The sequence below is a fragment of the Novipirellula artificiosorum genome, from assembly GCF_007860135.1.
GTDB classification, from domain to species: Bacteria; Planctomycetota; Planctomycetia; order Pirellulales; family Pirellulaceae; genus Novipirellula_A; species Novipirellula_A artificiosorum.
Window position 1 is genome coordinate 437,175 of sequence record NZ_SJPV01000007.1, and the last position, 15,078, is coordinate 452,252.

A 15,078-nucleotide genomic window follows, 5' to 3' on the forward strand; every position below is an offset into this window, starting at 1 on the left:
GCTTCGAACACCGATGGCAACCGCTGGATCCAACCAACCCACCCAACCGTTACGACCGAAGCAGTTCTTCGATCGTTGCTCGCATTTGCTTCTCGCCTTCGGTCCCTTGCCAATTCATTTCACCTTGCCACCATCGGCGGATGAACCCTTTTTTATCGATCAGGTAGACGGTTGGCCACATTGTGTTACCCCAAGTTTTCCAATTGCTGGAATCGGCATCGAGCATCACGGGGTATTCAATCCCCTCGCTCTTTGCAGCCGATCGGACCTGATCCAAACTTCGTTCGGCGGACGTTTCCGGTGTTTGGATACCCACCACCACAAGCCCACGATCGGCGTAATCGCGATGCCATGCAGCATAGTGTGGCAGGTTGCGCCGGCAATTGATGCATTGGAATGCATAAAAGTGAAGGGCCACCACCTTGCCTCGCAAGTCACTTAACCGAAGTGGGCCTCCTTGGACCCATGTCACTCCGTCCGCATTCAACTCGGGTGCAAGCGGATAGGATCGTTTGAGGGATGTGAAATCGAATGGCTCGCCCGTTAACGGGGCAAGAGCGTTACGCTGCTCAACGGTCAGCGATTCAACGACGGTTTTGACTTCGCTCTCTTTGAGGTCCGAGAGTTCCTCTTGCACCTCCTTGGCCGTCCTCTCGCCTTCGCTCAATGACTGCTGAAGTTCTCTCGATCGATTGTCTGATTTTGCAAACAGGTCGGATAACTTTGCCATCTGCATGGCCGTGACTTTTAACTGCCGCTGCACGTCTTGGTCCAACACCATCCGAGCACCGAGGGCCTGTCGCTGAAGCTGATTCAGTCGTGACCGCTGAGCAGGCGTCAGGATGGTCTTCAGTTCCGCAGCAAGCTGATCGGTTAACGCGTCGATCGCGGCTTGCTGCTGCTCCGCTGGAGTGATGCGGGCACGGAACCAGGGACCATCGACCTCGACAAGCACCTTGCGAACCAACGCAATTTGCGGGTCGGTCAGCCGCAATTCCTGGTGAATCGCGTCGTCGCGTATCATCTGCAAGAGGACGGGGGGGAGGTTCGGTTTGGGGGCGTCCGCGACGGCAGAAACCGAAACGGACCCCGCAAACGCGAGCGACAAAGCGAGAAGAAGGTTTCGCATAGAGATTTCGGCGGAGATCGAGAGAAGAGGAAGGCGAAACCGTGGGCATCGCTCTGCTTTATTCTGGCACGTCGAAAAGGGGGTGACCAGCCTCCTCGGCGGTGAGAACGAGTCTTATGCCTGACGATTGGTTTGGTCAACTTCAATCGACGCTGCCAAACGCCAGAATCGCTTCGCTGACACGACTCGCAGACTCCAACCGTTGGAAGGGAGTTCAGGCTGGCAAAAACTGCGGAATTCCAACGTGTGACAATATGCCCACCGGCGGCATGGTCCACATGCAATCCCAAAAAAGCGATTGCAGGGGCAAGAAATGCCCCAATAGACGTCAGAAGGACGACTTACTTGGTTTACCCTTTTCAAACCAGTAACCTAGCCAGCTTGGACGATAGCAACTGCTAATTTGTAGTTCGATGGTCGTCCCTCAGGTGGACACTGCGGTAGGCAGCGGTGCAAATCCGTCCTACCGCCTGCTAGCAGATTAAAGAGTTTGCTGGGTGCTGTCCCCTGGACGCCGCACGTTTTTCCTCCCACTCGAATTACTCCGTTAGGGCAATAAAAGAATGGTATCACGAATGTTTCAAAATCGCTGGAGCCGAGCGGTCGCCGCCTTGACCGCGATCGTTCTGTCACTCGGATCGTCCACGATGGTGGTTGCCCAGGATAGTGCTGCCCCCGCTGCAGCAGCAGTGGACAACACGACGACCGTGATTGTTTGGTTGATCGCGTTCATTGGCTCGATCTGTGCTTTGGTCCAAGCTTACATGTTCTTCAAGACGATGGAGAGCTCGGATCCCGGTAACGACCGGATGCAAGAAATCGCTGGCTATGTGCGCGAAGGGGCAAACGCGTACTTGAAACAACAATACAAAGTGGTCGGAATCTTCTTTGTGATCATCGTGGCTTTGTTGGCCTACGCCGCATTCGGGCTGAATGTGCAAAGCCGCTGGGTACCGTTCGCATTTCTGACCGGTGGTTTCTTTTCGGGACTGGCCGGATGGTTCGGGATGAAGACCGCAACGTTGGCAAGTAACCGAACGGCAGCGGGAGCACAAAAATCGCTGAACCAGGGGCTGCAGGTCGCGTTCCGGTCGGGTGCCGTGATGGGTTTGACGGTCGTTGGACTGGGTCTGTTGGACATCACGCTTTGGTTCGCTGTCCTTTATTGGATCTTGCCGATGATCAATCCTGAGTACCAGATGAAGTTGGTGGACATCACGGTGACCATGCTTTGTTTTGGAATGGGAGCCAGCAGTCAAGCCTTATTCGCTCGCGTGGGTGGCGGTATTTTCACCAAGGCAGCCGATGTCGGTGCCGACTTGGTTGGTAAAGTCGAGCAGGGCATTCCCGAAGACGATCCGCGGAACCCAGCAACCATCGCGGACAACGTTGGTGACAATGTCGGCGACGTCGCGGGTATGGGAGCGGACCTCTACGAATCGTATTGCGGCTCGATCTTGGCAACCGCTGCACTGGGGGTTGCTGCCTATTCCACTAGCGTTTTGGTTCCCGAGGGAATGAATGGCGTCCAGGCTCAACTGCAAGCCTTGTTGTTGCCCATGGCGATCGCGGCGGTAGGGATTTTCTTGTCAATCGCTGGGATTTACGTCGTTCGCACCAAGGATGATGCGACGCAAAAGAACTTGCTAGCTGCACTAGGCCGCGGGATCAATTTATCGACTCTGTTGGTCGCCGTTGCTTCGATTTTGCTCGGGGCGTGGCTGATGCCTAAGACCATCGGAACCACGTACTCGCTCGGCGGGTTGGTGGTTCCAGGTGTTGCGTTTAGTGTGATTACCGGTCTGCTCGCCGGATGGCTAATCGGCAAATGGACCGAGTATGCGACCAGCGATGAATTTAGTCCAACGAAGAAATTGGCCGATCAAGCGTTGACCGGACCGGCGACCATCATTATCGGCGGGATTGCCGACGGCATGATGAGCGTTTGGGTCCCTGTCGTTGTGATCTGTATCGGGACGTTGACGTCGTTTGGTTTCGCCAATGGTTGGAACTTTACGGATGTCAATTTCTTTGCTCTTGGGCTTTACGGCGTCGGCATCGCCGCGGTTGGCATGCTCAGTACGCTTGGCATCACGTTGGCCACCGATGCTTACGGCCCGATTGCCGACAACGCGGGTGGTAACGCGGAAATGTCAGGGCTCGACCCGATTGTCCGCCAACGCACCGACGCGCTGGACAGCTTGGGGAACACCACCGCCGCAACGGGTAAGGGGTTTGCGATTGGTTCGGCAGCGTTGACCGCCTTGGCGCTGATGGCCGCCTACATCGAAGAAGTTCGCGTCGGGTTTGAACGATGGGGCGACGAAGTGGTTGAAGTGGTTGATGGCGACTTTATCAAGGCATCCGACGGCTTTGTCGTCAGCCGCTTTACCGACTCCGAAGGTGTGGAACACGCCGAAACATGGTTGTTGACTGCCTCGACGATTGCAGACAACGACGAATTGAGCGTCGCTTGGAAAGAAAAATCGTATGCAGAGGGTCCTGTCGCGGTCGATGACCTGCTCACGTACACGAAGGACTCCGACGGCAAGATCGCCGTCGACGACAAGGGGCATCCGACGGGTGCCGAGTTCACGGCGACCGGCGACAAGTTGGTTTATCTGCCGACGGCTCATATCCAAGACTTCAGCAATTACTACAACTTCTCGGTCATGAACCCGAAGGTGTTGGTGGGAATGTTCCTTGGCGTGATGGCGACTTTGGTCTTTTGTGCCATGACGATGAAGGCGGTTGGCCGAGCGGCTCAAGGGATGGTCGAAGAAGTCCGTCGCCAATTCAAAGAAAAACCGGGGATCATGGAAGGAACCGAAATGCCCGACTATGCAGCTCCGGTAGCGATCAGCACCAAGGCGGCACAACGCGAAATGGTGTTGCCGTCGTTGCTCGGGTTATTGCTTCCCGTCGGAACCGGCCTGTTGCTTGGGGTCGGTGGCGTGATGGGCTTGTTGGTCGGAACGTTGACCGGTGGCTTCTGTATCGCGATCTTCATGGCGAATGCCGGCGGATCTTGGGACAACGCCAAGAAGTACATCGAAGCGGGTGCCCATGGTGGTAAAGGGACCGACGCTCACAAAGCCGCCGTGGTTGGCGATACGGTGGGCGACCCCTTTAAAGATACAAGTGGCCCAAGCTTGAATATTCTGATCAAGTTGATGAGCATGGTCAGCGTGGTTGTAGCGGGTTTGATTGTCCGTTATAGCCTGGTGGCACTTGGCATTTTCTAAGCCAAGCAAAGCCTAGCCTTCGCACGTGATCACGATGCTTCCTTTGTGATCGCGGAAAACGACACGGCCCCTCGGTGGACTTCGCGTTTAAAACGCAGGTCACCGCGGGGCTTTTTTCTGGTCTTCAAGCGGGCACAACACAAAACAGGACCGCTCCGCTTTTCCGATTGTCGCGGTCGTATCTCTTTTTCCAGCACGTGTTAAACCACGTCATCTTTTTCGAGCGACTAAGCTCTGGCGCATACGGCAACCTTGCCGACGCTACTTCTACACACTGTTCTCCGTTTGCTTTTTCTCCTGACGAATCGCAGGGCGGATGCGGTGACGATGGATCGACTCCTTCCCAATACCGGATCGTGGCAATCAGGGCATGATCGCTACGAACCTACTGACCCATCCTGTTGGAACTCCCATTCGTGATGCTGCATTCATCCCTTCAACCCGACAACACCGGTGCTGATGACGATTGCCTGTTCGGTGACGACGTCATCTCGGAATACCTGCTGGTCTGCGAAGCTCGCTGTGTCTCGTTGACCGATGGCTATTGGACCTTCTCGCTCGAGACCGCCGACGGCACGCCCGTCTTCTCGGCTCGTGATGAAGAACACGGTGACCTGAACCGATTGACACTGCTCGCCGCCGTCCGTGGGCTCGAAGCCATCGAAGGAGCATCGTCGGTCACGCTGCTGAGCAACAATCGATATTTGATCCGGTCGCTTGCCGATTCGCTGCCTCGATGGCGCGAAAACAACTTCGTTTGGGAACACTTTGGGCGGCGAATCGACGTTCAACATGCCGATTTGTGGCGGCGAATCGATCGAGCGTTACAGATACATCGAGTCGAAGCCTGTTTGGTGTCGTCACGTTTGGTTAGTCCGGTTCGGCGAGACGACTCGTTTTCGAAGACGTTCTCGGATGAAGGGCGACAATTCCGCATCGACTCGCCTCATTCGGCCGTTCCGGCACCTGGGGGGCGACGGCGGTCCCTCCACACCACCGATCCGGCCTCACGCACCGACACGATGGGTCCTGCGGCGACGAAGCAACCCAGCGATCGGCTGCGTCAATGGTTGCTCGGTGGCGGCGGTTCGAATGCCGTTGCGGCGCCCGTGCGGCGGCGGCTTAGCACTACGGAGCTCCTCGAGATGACCTGAAGCTCCCCATTTGGCGGCAATAACGTCGTCCCCACTCAGAAAGGCTAATGGCTCGACCGAGTCGTTTGCTGCGATGGATCTCACCGGGATCCCTCATTTCGGTTCAATCTTGCTCGTATTTCTCGTATTTTTCGCTTTCGGTATCACAAATGCACACTCAAGTTTCGCTTTCGTCGATCTCACAACTCATCGACGGAACCCACGAAAACCCATCTAGTTTGCTTGGGCCGCACAACATCGACTATCGTGGTAGTAGTGCGGTGGCCGTCCGCAGCTTTCTGCCGGAGGCGAAAGCCGCTTGGGTCATCGACCGTCTCAGCGGCCAACGGCGGGCGATGCGGCGAATTCACCCGGCTGGTTTTTTTGAGGCGATTTGTGATCCTATGCTCGACGGATCACAATCAAATAGCGAAGATGCGTTAAATAACCAACTTGCACAATCGAAGTATCACATCCAGATGACCAACGAAACCGGCAAAATCATTGAAATGCAAGATCCTTACGCGGCTCCGTCGATCCTGACCGATTTTGATCGCTATTTGATAGGCGAGGGGAAACATCACCAGTTGTATGAGCGGCTCGGGGCTCAGCTCCGCACCGTGGACGGACAATCGGGGGTCAACTTTGCCGTCTGGGCACCGAACGCGAGATCGGTCCAAGTGGTGGGCGATTTCAATGGATGGGACGGCCGCAAACATATCGCTCGCGTTCATCCGAACCTTGGGATTTGGGAATTGTTCATTCCCGGCGCCAAAGCGGGTGATCGCTACAAGTTCCGAATTCACTCGTTGCATGGCGAGTGGGTTGACAAAAGTGACCCGCTTGGATTTGCTGCGGAGCTGCCACCGTTAACCGCGTCGATCGTCACCGACATCAACAACTATCAGTGGGCCGATGTGGATTGGATCGAACGGCGGGCCGAGTGGAACCCGATGCATGAACCGATGAACGTCTACGAGGTTCATTTGGGGAGTTGGCAAAAAGGTCCTGGTCGAACCCATGGTTGGCTCGACTATCGCGACCTTGCTCGCCGCTTGGCAGAGTATTGTCGCCGCATGAATTTCACGCACGTTGAATTGATGCCGGTCAACGAACATCCCTTTAGCGGATCGTGGGGCTATCAAGCGGTTGGCTACTATGCACCCACCAGTCGCCATGGAAACCCCGAAGACTTCATGTACTTTGTCGATTACATGCATCAGCACGGGATCGGGGTGATTGTCGATTGGGTCCCGGCTCACTTCCCCAAAGACGGGCATGGGCTGCGGCGATTCGATGGTTCGGCCCTGTACGAACACGAAGACCCTCGCAAAGGCGAGCATCCCGATTGGGGAACGATGATCTTCAATTACGGACGCAACGAAGTCCGCAATTTCTTGGTCGCCAATGCGTTGTTCTGGCTAGAAAAATACCACATCGACGGACTTCGAGTCGATGCGGTCGCGTCCATGCTGTATTTGGACTACAGCCGTGAAGATGGCGATTGGATTCCAAACCAATACGGTGGGCGAGAAAACTTAGAGGCTCTCGATTTCCTTCGCGAATTCAATGTCGCAGTTCACGAGAAGTATCCGGGTGTTGTGACTGCGGCAGAAGAATCCACCGCTTGGCCCGGCGTGTCACGACCGACGTATGATGGCGGACTCGGCTTCACTTACAAGTGGAACATGGGTTGGATGAACGACACGCTGTCTTACATGCGTAACGAACCCATTCACCGGAGATACCATCAAAACGAATTGACGTTCAGCTTGATCTATGCGTTCACCGAGAATTTCATGCTGCCGTTGTCGCATGATGAGGTGGTTCACGGCAAAGGTTCGTTGATCAGCCAGATGCCGGGCGACATGTGGCAGAAGTTTGCGAACTTGCGTTTGTTGTACTCTTATATGTGGACGCACCCTGGAAAGAAACTGCTGTTCATGGGGGGCGAGTTCGCCCAGTGGAACGAATGGAATGATGACGACGGGCCGGATTGGATTCTGCTCGATTTCGCGACGCACCGAGGTGTGCAGCAGCTCGTTGCGGATTTGAACAAGTTGGTGATTGAGAATCCCGCGCTGCATCAATTGGACTTCAACGGCGAAGGCTTCGAATGGATCGATTGCATGAATGCGGATGACAGCACGTTGGTCTACATCCGCAAGGGTCTCGACGACGCGCCACCGATTTTGGTCTGCAGCAATTTCACGCCGGTCGTTCGCCGCGGTTACCGTGTCGGGGTACCGCAAAGTGGATTCTGGAAAGAGATTTTCAATAGCGATGGTGAGGCCTACGGTGGTAGCAATGTCGGCAACTATCCGGGCCGAAAAACGTTCGGCGAGGGCCATCACGGACGTGCCGATAGCATTTCGGTTGACTTACCGCCCTTGGCCACGGTGATTTTCAGGCTCGACGAACCCGCGTAGAGAGAACCAAAGCGTTGCCGCTTTCTGCGTTAGTCCCTATCCTGGATTTAGCGTTTCTTCAAATCGAACCTCGCGTCGCGCGAGCCATAGGGACTCCAGCGTTGGTGCTGGCGAAAAAGAGAATGAAATTGTTAACAAAAAGCAGGTTTGGCCGTTTCGCGTTCGGGATGTTTGGGTTGATCGTCAGTCATTTCCTGCTGGGCGCCTCGGCATCCGCTCAAGAGTCGGCGACGGCTCCGGCGAATGAAGAGACGGAAGCAGCCTCGGCGGATAAGGACGAACCGGCTTTTTTACGCATCGATCAGACGGATGAGAAGAGGTCACGGGCGTTGCAGACCGCCATTCTCCATTATGTGGGCAAAGCGGGCACGCCTTATGACGGGCAAAGCGTTGACTTGGTCGGCGTCGTGCACGTCGGTCAGAAAGGATACTACGCCGATTTGAAGCAGCGTTTGGCAAAGTATGACACCGTTCTCTACGAGTTGGTTGCGCCCGACGGCACGCGCATTCGCCCGGAAGATCTCGAGGGCCGACGATCGGTGTTGTCGTCGATGCAGACCGGGATGAAAGACATTTTGAACCTGGAATATCAGCTCGAGCAGATCGATTACATGGCAGCGAATTTTCGCCATGCCGACATGAGCCCTGAGGAATTCGTCGATGACTTTAGCCGACGTGGCGACAGCTTGTGGAAGATGGGAGCTCGCATGATGGGAGCCGGATTAGCCACGCAAGCAGCGACTGGGGGTGAAGCGGGGTTGTTGATGGCGCTCTTCAGCGACGATCGGTCGCGACGAATGAAGCAGGTGATGGCTAGGCAGATGGTGGATATGGAAGCCGTGACGGCAGGCATCGACGACGCGAATGGCGAAAATACGCTTATCAAGAGCCGAAATGCGAAGGCGTTCGAAATTCTGAAAGACGAACTGGATCAAGGCAAAAAGAACGTTGCCGTGTTTTACGGCGCTGGGCACCTACCCGACATGGCAGAGCGACTCGAGAAGCAGTTCGAGATGGAGAAGAAATCCACGACCTGGCTCGACGGTTGGGATCTGACCCGGAACTGATTGCTGGCTGGTCTGCGCCGTCAAATCTGAAAGTTCATCTCGTCGATCGCGGAATCACTGTTGCCCGTTCGCACTCGCAGCTGGGGTTTTTCCAGTGTGACGGTGGTTGAGGGCGGAACGGTCTTGGTGATCCAGACGCTTGAACCAATCACGCTGTCTTTGCCAACCACGGTGCGACCGCCAAGAATGGTCGCGTTGGCGTAGACCACGACTCCGTCTTCGATCGTAGGATGTCGCTTCGTCCCTCGGATCAATTCCCCATCTTCATCGGTCTTGAAGCTCAACGCCCCAAGGGTGACGCCTTGATAAAGCTTGACGTGGTCACCGATCTCGCACGTTTCGCCGACAACCACACCGGTTCCGTGATCGATGAAAAAGTATTCACCGATTGTCGCACCTGGGTGAATGTCGATACCGGTTTTCTGATGAGCCCATTCGGTCATCATGCGTGGAATAAAGGGAACCTGTAACTTTGTGAGTTCGTGTGCGATGCGGTAAACCGTGATCGCTGCAAAGCCGGGGTAGCAAAAGACCACTTCGTCGGTCGTTCGGCAGGCCGGGTCGCCATCGTAGGCGGCCTGTGCGTCCGTGGCCAAGATGCGGCGTAGTTCTGGGATTCGCTTCAACAGCTCGATCGCCATCGCCTGGCCTTTTGCCTCGAAGTCGATATCGCTTTCACAATCGGTATGTTTTTGATGAACGCGATGCTCGTGGCGAAGCGCACGGGCGGTTTGAGTGGTCAATTCATCGTGGAGCGAATCAATCAAACTTCCCACATGGTAGCCAACGTTTCCGGCGTGCAAGCCGATCTTGCGGCGGTAGCCTGGATAGAGAACGTCTTTGAGATCCAACAAAATCTCGACCACCGCGGTGTAGCTTGGCAGCGGGCAGTGACCGAGATGGTTCATCGCGTCGTCTTTGGTGTACGTCGCGACAATCTGTTCGGTCAGGGTCGGTAATTGCTCTTTCAGACGAAAATCGGACGCCACGATGATTCTCTTCCAAAGTCAGACAAACGAGACGTAGGACAGGTGGGTTGAACGACCTGTCCTACAAGAGTGTTCGCTGCGCGTTCACACGAACACGCGGCGGATGTCCATCCTACGCACAACAAGCCTTAGCGGCCAATCGTGGGTGGATTATCAACGAGGAAATCGCGAGGGCCGTGGTGCGTGTAGTAGGGATAGCCGACTTGGCCCGTCGGAGGTCCTGGAGTAAACGGTTGCGATTGCAAGCGAGCTCCCGCCCCATGTCCGCACAGACCGGGGTTCAAGTGCGAGCTGTAATCAAGCCCGCCTTGTTGCCACCCGAGCGCTCCGGCGACGCAACCAGTGCGACCGCATCCTTGACAACCGGCGCCTCCTAAGCAGGATCCAACGCCGCAGCCCGCAGGACCGCAACTCCCACTACCACAATTGCCGCTTTGACAACTGCCCGTTTGGCAGCTTTGACAATCGCCCGTTTGGCAACTCTGGCAATCGCCGCCGGACCCACAAAGTCGCCCCAACAAGCCCTTGCCGCTGCCGCAATTTGACGAACCGCAGCTGTTGTGGCCGCCTCGCAAATTGTGGTGCAGGCACCCCGTGCTGCTGATCAACAAACCTACCAACGAACCTATCATTAACCAACGATTCATCGCCGAATCCTTCCGCGTGCTCAGCCACAAAGCGTAGCCAAAGTGATGTTGTGTGTCGTTCCGTTTGCGATCGGCCCTGAACCGGGCCGACGCAAGTCCATCTCACAATCATCTTTCGGACCGACCAACACGTTTGATACACACAATCGGCTCGACCAGCCCAATCCTTACTAAATCGATCACTCAAAGACCTCGCAAACCCCCCGTTTTATTGCTGGCATTCAGGGGCGGATCATTTCTTGGCAAACGTTTTTCAACTCCACTTGCTTCCAACGCGTTGTGCGTGGTAGTCGATTGACATAGCGCCGGGAGTGTAGAGGAGTTCCCATCGCTGACAAAATCACGACCTACCGCAAAGATTTGATGAAATGAAACAGCTAACGACATTTCAGATCGCAGTATTGGCTGCGGTATTGAGTAGCGGCTCGATCGCAACGGCGCAGATCACAACGCCTCAGATGCTGTCGATCCGTCAAGATCGGTACGCGACGTTGGAAGACCAATTGATCAATCGGCTGCATGCAACGACCGAACAACAGCGCGCCTATCTACGCTACGTGGTCAAACAGGTGGAAGCAGGAAAGCTGGAACTACGGCTTGTGGTCGCGGTTGAACGTTACGCGTTACGGCGGAATCCACGTTTTCCGCTGCCCTTCTTCGAGCGTGCGATGAAGGTCCAAGCGGCCAAGGAAGGTGTGCCACTGCCGGCGCTTCAAACCTTTGTGACGACCCAAGTGCCTCATCCTTGACAAACCGACAACGGAACCGAAAGCATGGACGTGCCTCGGCGATAAATTCGTTGTAATCCCACGAAACGCTCGCCTTGCCCGAACCGAATGCCGTCGAAGCCTTTCCATCCGAATCGCCAAAAACAACGAAAAAACCTTGCGGATCTCAAGGACCCGCAAGGTTTCTACTATTCTGACCTCAGCAATCGCCATCAGGGCGGGATGCCGAGCTTACCGGCGACTAAATGTCGGTGTTCGCATCGGCTTCTGGCGCTGGAGGAGCTTCGTCGCTGCTGCTTTCCGCAACGGGCGCTGCTTCTACAACGGGCGCTGCTTCTGCAGTCGAGACACTGCCAGGAACCAGGGTTTCGCCTGGCGCCAGGTCGTAGCCTTGTGAGCTGCTTTCGACCATTGGGGCTGCCATCACGGATTCGCCACCGCCGCAGCAAGGAGCTGCTGCAACGACAGGTGCCGCTTCCACAACGGTTCCACAGCACGATTCAACAGGAGCTTCGCAGCAGACAGGTTCTGGAGCACAACAAGCACTCTTGGCAGCTCGTTTTGCTTGACACTTGGCTCGCAAGCGAGCGAACAAGCCTAGCTTAGGCTCACAGCAGGTTGGCTCAGGTTCGCAGCAAGAAGGCGCTGGAGCACAAACCGGTGCTGGTTCGCAGCATACGGGTTCTGGCTCGCAGCATACGGGTTCTGGCTCGCAGCATACAGGTGCTGGCTCGCAGCATACAGGTTCGGGTGCGCAGCAATCGTCTGCACCTTTAGCACACAAACGCGACAGAAGTCCGCCGCCACAACCCTTTTGAAGCATTCCGCCACCACATTTGTTGGCGTGAAGTCGCGAGAAAAGACCGCCTGCATCAGCAGTTTCGCTCGTCACAATTGCCGCACCGATCATCAGTGCGAACGCGGCAATGCCGCTCACCACAGTCCGATTCATAGAAATCTCCCAAGTGTTCGGAGTTAGGTGCGATCCGATTTCGCACATCTTCGTTTCTAGCCTTCATCCTCAGGCTCGTTACTTCCGAGGTCAAACCGCCGGCAACACACCGACAACCGAATGACCAGGGGAGCCGCGTTGACTTTGAAAATCATCCCAAAAGCTAAGTGGCCAAACAATATGCTGGTTTAGCAAAATGGGTGATTTGCGAGGTTTTTGCGGCTCACGTAATTTCGCAATTACAGTAACCTTGGGGAAAACCGTGTCAATCCGCCCAGACAGCAAATTCGACGCGATTTGGCTTCCTCTTCTGAGAACTTTTCCAGATAGCCCAGAGTGCCAGCAGGATAGGGCCGTTGGTCCAATTTCGACACGGAAGCGTTTTTTAACGTCATTTACCGCATAAAGACACCAGGGACCCCAATGCCAACGAATAACGAGCCAGACCCGAACGGGTGGTAAGCTTCCCACCATCCTAGTAGGGATCGACGTTTTTTTGAAAAAAAAGAAATTGTCGTCCGAGCGACTAGCGAGTGACGTCGAGGCCAGCTGACGCGGCGGCCTGCGATGCGGCGGCCTGCGATGCGGCGGTGCTGGAAGCGGAACCTGCCGGTTCCTCGCTACCGACGAGCATTTTCTCCATCTCCTCGCCGTTTTCAAAATCGATCACGACGGGGGGTTGCCCTGGTTCAACATCCATCACCAGGCCGGAAATACGCCAGCCATCGGCTCCACGATGGACGGCCCATACCACTTCAAAATCGCTGTGGGTTCCGTCCTCCGCCGGCTCGGACCAAATGCTTTGCACCAGCATGGCGTTGGGCTCGCCTTCAATACCGCGTGCTTGCGTCACATTGAAATGAGCATCCGGCGACCCGATCGGCTCAACCGTACGACCGATTCGCTTTAATTCGGCTTGTGCTCGCTCGGTCAGAAGTTTTTCTGCGCCCGAGCCTTCGCCTCCGCGTCGAACCCGATCCAGAAACTGGCTGACAACATCTGTCGGGGAGGGCCCAGACGCAGAAGCTGGCGGTTTCACTGTGTTTCTCGTCTGCGAATCGACATCGGAAGGGGATCCGCACCCAGCGGCCATCAGTGTCGAAAGAGACAAAACCGACGCATAGCAAAGAGATCGAAACATAGCGTGAGGCATCAAAAAACGAGGAAGAGTGGACAATGATCAAAGGGGAATACGGGATAGTGGCAGGTGAAGTCAAGATCGAAATCGGGTAGAACCTTAGGGCAGTTTTCAACTTTAACGCGCGATCAGGGGAAGCATTACGATGATTCGAGTAGGCGTTGTCGGTTTAGGCATGATGGGGCTGACGCATTTGAACGTCTATCGCTCGCTGCCCAATGTCTCAATTGCTGCGATCTGTGATGCAGATCCTGACCGTTTGTCTGGCAAGGTTTCGGCAGCCGGGAATGTTGAGGGGCAGGCCCAAGCTTCGGTCGCTTCGCTCTCGGCCGACGTCCGGCGATGCAGTGATCTCCGAGAGGTGATTGGGGCTGAAGACATCGATCTGGTCGACATCTGCCTGCCGACTCACCTGCACCTGCGTTTTGGTAAGGCGGTCTTGGAAGCAGGCCAGCATTTGATGATGGAAAAACCGCTTGCCCGAAACGCCGCCGATGCCGCCGAATTGGCCGCTGCGGCTGAATCAGCCAAGGGGCTATCATTCGTTGGCCATTGCTTGCGTTTTTGGCCGGGATGGGCATGGCTGAAAGAAGCGGTTGACGACCGGCGTTACGGCAGCGTCTGCTCGGCCACGTTCCGGCGTGTCGTCGATCATCCCAAAGGGGCGTTTTACGACAATGGCGACTTGTGTGGCGGAGCGTTGTTGGATCTGCATGTCCACGATACCGATTTTGTGCAGTATCTGTTTGGCATGCCCAAAGCCGTAACCAGTTTCGGGTATTCCAAGATCACCAATGAAGCCGATCACGTCGTCACGCGGTACCAATTTGATTCGGTCCCGTTGGTCGTTGCGGAGGGTGGCTGGGCCATGACCGACGGCTTCACCTTCAACATGTGCTACACGATCAATTTCGAGAACGCGACTGCCGATTTTGATCTAAGCCGAGACAAGCCGCTGGCGATTTACGAGCAGGGCAAAACGCCCGAGTATCCGGAGGTGGAATCCAAGATGGGTTACGACTATGAAATCGAGTACTTCTTGGAATGCATCGAACAGCAACGCCAGCCCACCATCGTCACGATGCAAGACGCGTTGAACACGATCCGGATCGTCGACGCGGAAGCGGAAAGCGTCAAAACAGGAAAGACGGTCACGATCGAGGCTTAGCGTGGTCGTAAGGAGCAAGTCAATTGGGTGCCAAGAAACCCTTTCCCTCGCTACGCTCGACCTCTGCCAAAGGTCGAGGTTAACCACCCCTTTCCCTCGCTGCGCTCGACCTCTACCGAAGGGCGAGGTAAACCACCCCTCCCGCTCGGAGGTGGTCCGGTTTTTAAGTTGTGACTAACACAGTGTTTAGGTATCCAACCACCCCTGCCCGCGTAGCGCTCGTTGTACCGCGCATCTCGGGTGGTGTCTAATACATCTGCGGGGTAGGTGACGAGATTTCGCTCTGGACTTTCGACATACCGCTGCGAGTGATTGTTGCCTTGCGGTTCGCGCTGGTGCTGCGAACATGGGAAAGCCTGTTGCACGGAGGTGCGGTTCATGGGTGCGGTGGCTCTCGGACTCCTCGGTCAAAAAACCGGCTCATCCGACCGAAGCGCGCGGAACCCAGACTCA

The 15,078-nt window shown here is 55.6% G+C and carries 11 protein-coding genes; 6 read left to right on the top strand and 5 right to left on the bottom strand.

Annotated features, from left to right (window positions below; translation table 11 throughout):
• Window positions 1-49: 49 nt before the first annotated feature.
• Window positions 50-1,129, bottom strand: a complete 1,080-nt coding sequence (locus Poly41_RS20405) for a redoxin domain-containing protein (RefSeq protein ID WP_231615805.1) — start codon at window positions 1,127-1,129, stop codon at window positions 50-52.
• A 575-nt stretch (window positions 1,130-1,704) separates the two neighbouring features.
• Here Poly41_RS20405 and Poly41_RS20410 point away from each other — a divergent pair.
• The 4 genes from Poly41_RS20410 (at window position 1,705) to Poly41_RS20425 (ending at window position 9,003) form a co-directional block, all read left to right on the top strand.
• Window positions 1,705-4,374 carry a sodium-translocating pyrophosphatase gene (locus Poly41_RS20410; protein ID WP_231615806.1) on the top strand — a complete coding sequence of 890 codons (2,670 nt, stop codon included), beginning with the start codon at window positions 1,705-1,707 and terminating at the stop codon, window positions 4,372-4,374.
• Between the two features lie 419 nt (window positions 4,375-4,793).
• Window positions 4,794-5,528 (top strand): ribonuclease H family protein, encoded by a 735-nt coding sequence (locus tag Poly41_RS20415; RefSeq protein ID WP_197231479.1) that lies wholly within the window; start codon window positions 4,794-4,796, stop codon window positions 5,526-5,528.
• Window positions 5,529-5,677: 149 nt separating this feature from the next.
• Window positions 5,678-7,936 (top strand): 1,4-alpha-glucan branching protein GlgB, encoded by a 2,259-nt coding sequence (gene glgB / locus Poly41_RS20420; protein ID WP_146528565.1) that lies wholly within the window; start codon window positions 5,678-5,680, stop codon window positions 7,934-7,936.
• Between the two features lie 167 nt (window positions 7,937-8,103).
• The gene (locus Poly41_RS20425; RefSeq protein ID WP_390621457.1) at window positions 8,104-9,003 is read left to right on the top strand and encodes a TraB/GumN family protein; all 900 of its coding nucleotides are present in this window, start codon (window positions 8,104-8,106) and stop codon (window positions 9,001-9,003) included.
• A 20-nt stretch (window positions 9,004-9,023) separates the two neighbouring features.
• Here the strand turns inward: Poly41_RS20425 and epsC are convergent, their stop codons facing one another.
• Both epsC and Poly41_RS20435 read right to left on the bottom strand, forming a co-directional pair.
• Window positions 9,024-9,992 (bottom strand): serine O-acetyltransferase EpsC, encoded by a 969-nt coding sequence (epsC, locus tag Poly41_RS20430; RefSeq protein ID WP_146528567.1) that lies wholly within the window; start codon window positions 9,990-9,992, stop codon window positions 9,024-9,026.
• A 128-nt stretch (window positions 9,993-10,120) separates the two neighbouring features.
• Window positions 10,121-10,639 (bottom strand): hypothetical protein, encoded by a 519-nt coding sequence (locus Poly41_RS20435; protein WP_146528568.1) that lies wholly within the window; start codon window positions 10,637-10,639, stop codon window positions 10,121-10,123.
• Window positions 10,640-11,007: 368 nt separating this feature from the next.
• Between Poly41_RS20435 and Poly41_RS20440 the strand changes: the two genes are divergently transcribed.
• Window positions 11,008-11,388: a hypothetical protein gene (locus Poly41_RS20440; RefSeq protein WP_197231480.1), complete on the top strand. Its 381-nt coding sequence runs from the start codon at window positions 11,008-11,010 to the stop codon at window positions 11,386-11,388.
• 220 nt (window positions 11,389-11,608) lie between these two features.
• Here Poly41_RS20440 and Poly41_RS20445 read toward each other — a convergent pair whose 3' ends face one another.
• Window positions 11,609-11,848: a hypothetical protein gene (locus Poly41_RS20445; RefSeq protein WP_146528569.1), complete on the bottom strand. Its 240-nt coding sequence runs from the start codon at window positions 11,846-11,848 to the stop codon at window positions 11,609-11,611.
• A 997-nt stretch (window positions 11,849-12,845) separates the two neighbouring features.
• Window positions 12,846-13,358 carry a hypothetical protein gene (locus tag Poly41_RS20450; RefSeq protein WP_146528570.1) on the bottom strand — a complete coding sequence of 171 codons (513 nt, stop codon included), beginning with the start codon at window positions 13,356-13,358 and terminating at the stop codon, window positions 12,846-12,848.
• 244 nt (window positions 13,359-13,602) lie between these two features.
• Between Poly41_RS20450 and Poly41_RS20455 the strand changes: the two genes are divergently transcribed.
• Window positions 13,603-14,625, top strand: a complete 1,023-nt coding sequence (locus tag Poly41_RS20455) for a Gfo/Idh/MocA family protein (RefSeq protein ID WP_146528571.1) — start codon at window positions 13,603-13,605, stop codon at window positions 14,623-14,625.
• Window positions 14,626-15,078: the final 453 nt, after the last annotated feature.

Coding starts and splice junctions, on each gene's coding strand:
- Poly41_RS20405 (WP_231615805.1), bottom strand. CDS start 1,129: ATGCGAAACCTTCTTCTCGCTTTGTCGCTCGCGTTTGCGGGGTCCGTT.
- Poly41_RS20410 (WP_231615806.1), top strand. CDS start 1,705: ATGTTTCAAAATCGCTGGAGCCGAGCGGTCGCCGCCTTGACCGCGATC.
- Poly41_RS20415 (WP_197231479.1), top strand. CDS start 4,794: ATGCTGCATTCATCCCTTCAACCCGACAACACCGGTGCTGATGACGAT.
- glgB (WP_146528565.1), top strand. CDS start 5,678: ATGCACACTCAAGTTTCGCTTTCGTCGATCTCACAACTCATCGACGGA.
- Poly41_RS20425 (WP_390621457.1), top strand. CDS start 8,104: ATGTTTGGGTTGATCGTCAGTCATTTCCTGCTGGGCGCCTCGGCATCC.
- Poly41_RS20435 (WP_146528568.1), bottom strand. CDS start 10,639: ATGAATCGTTGGTTAATGATAGGTTCGTTGGTAGGTTTGTTGATCAGC.
- Poly41_RS20440 (WP_197231480.1), top strand. CDS start 11,008: ATGAAACAGCTAACGACATTTCAGATCGCAGTATTGGCTGCGGTATTG.
- Poly41_RS20455 (WP_146528571.1), top strand. CDS start 13,603: ATGATTCGAGTAGGCGTTGTCGGTTTAGGCATGATGGGGCTGACGCAT.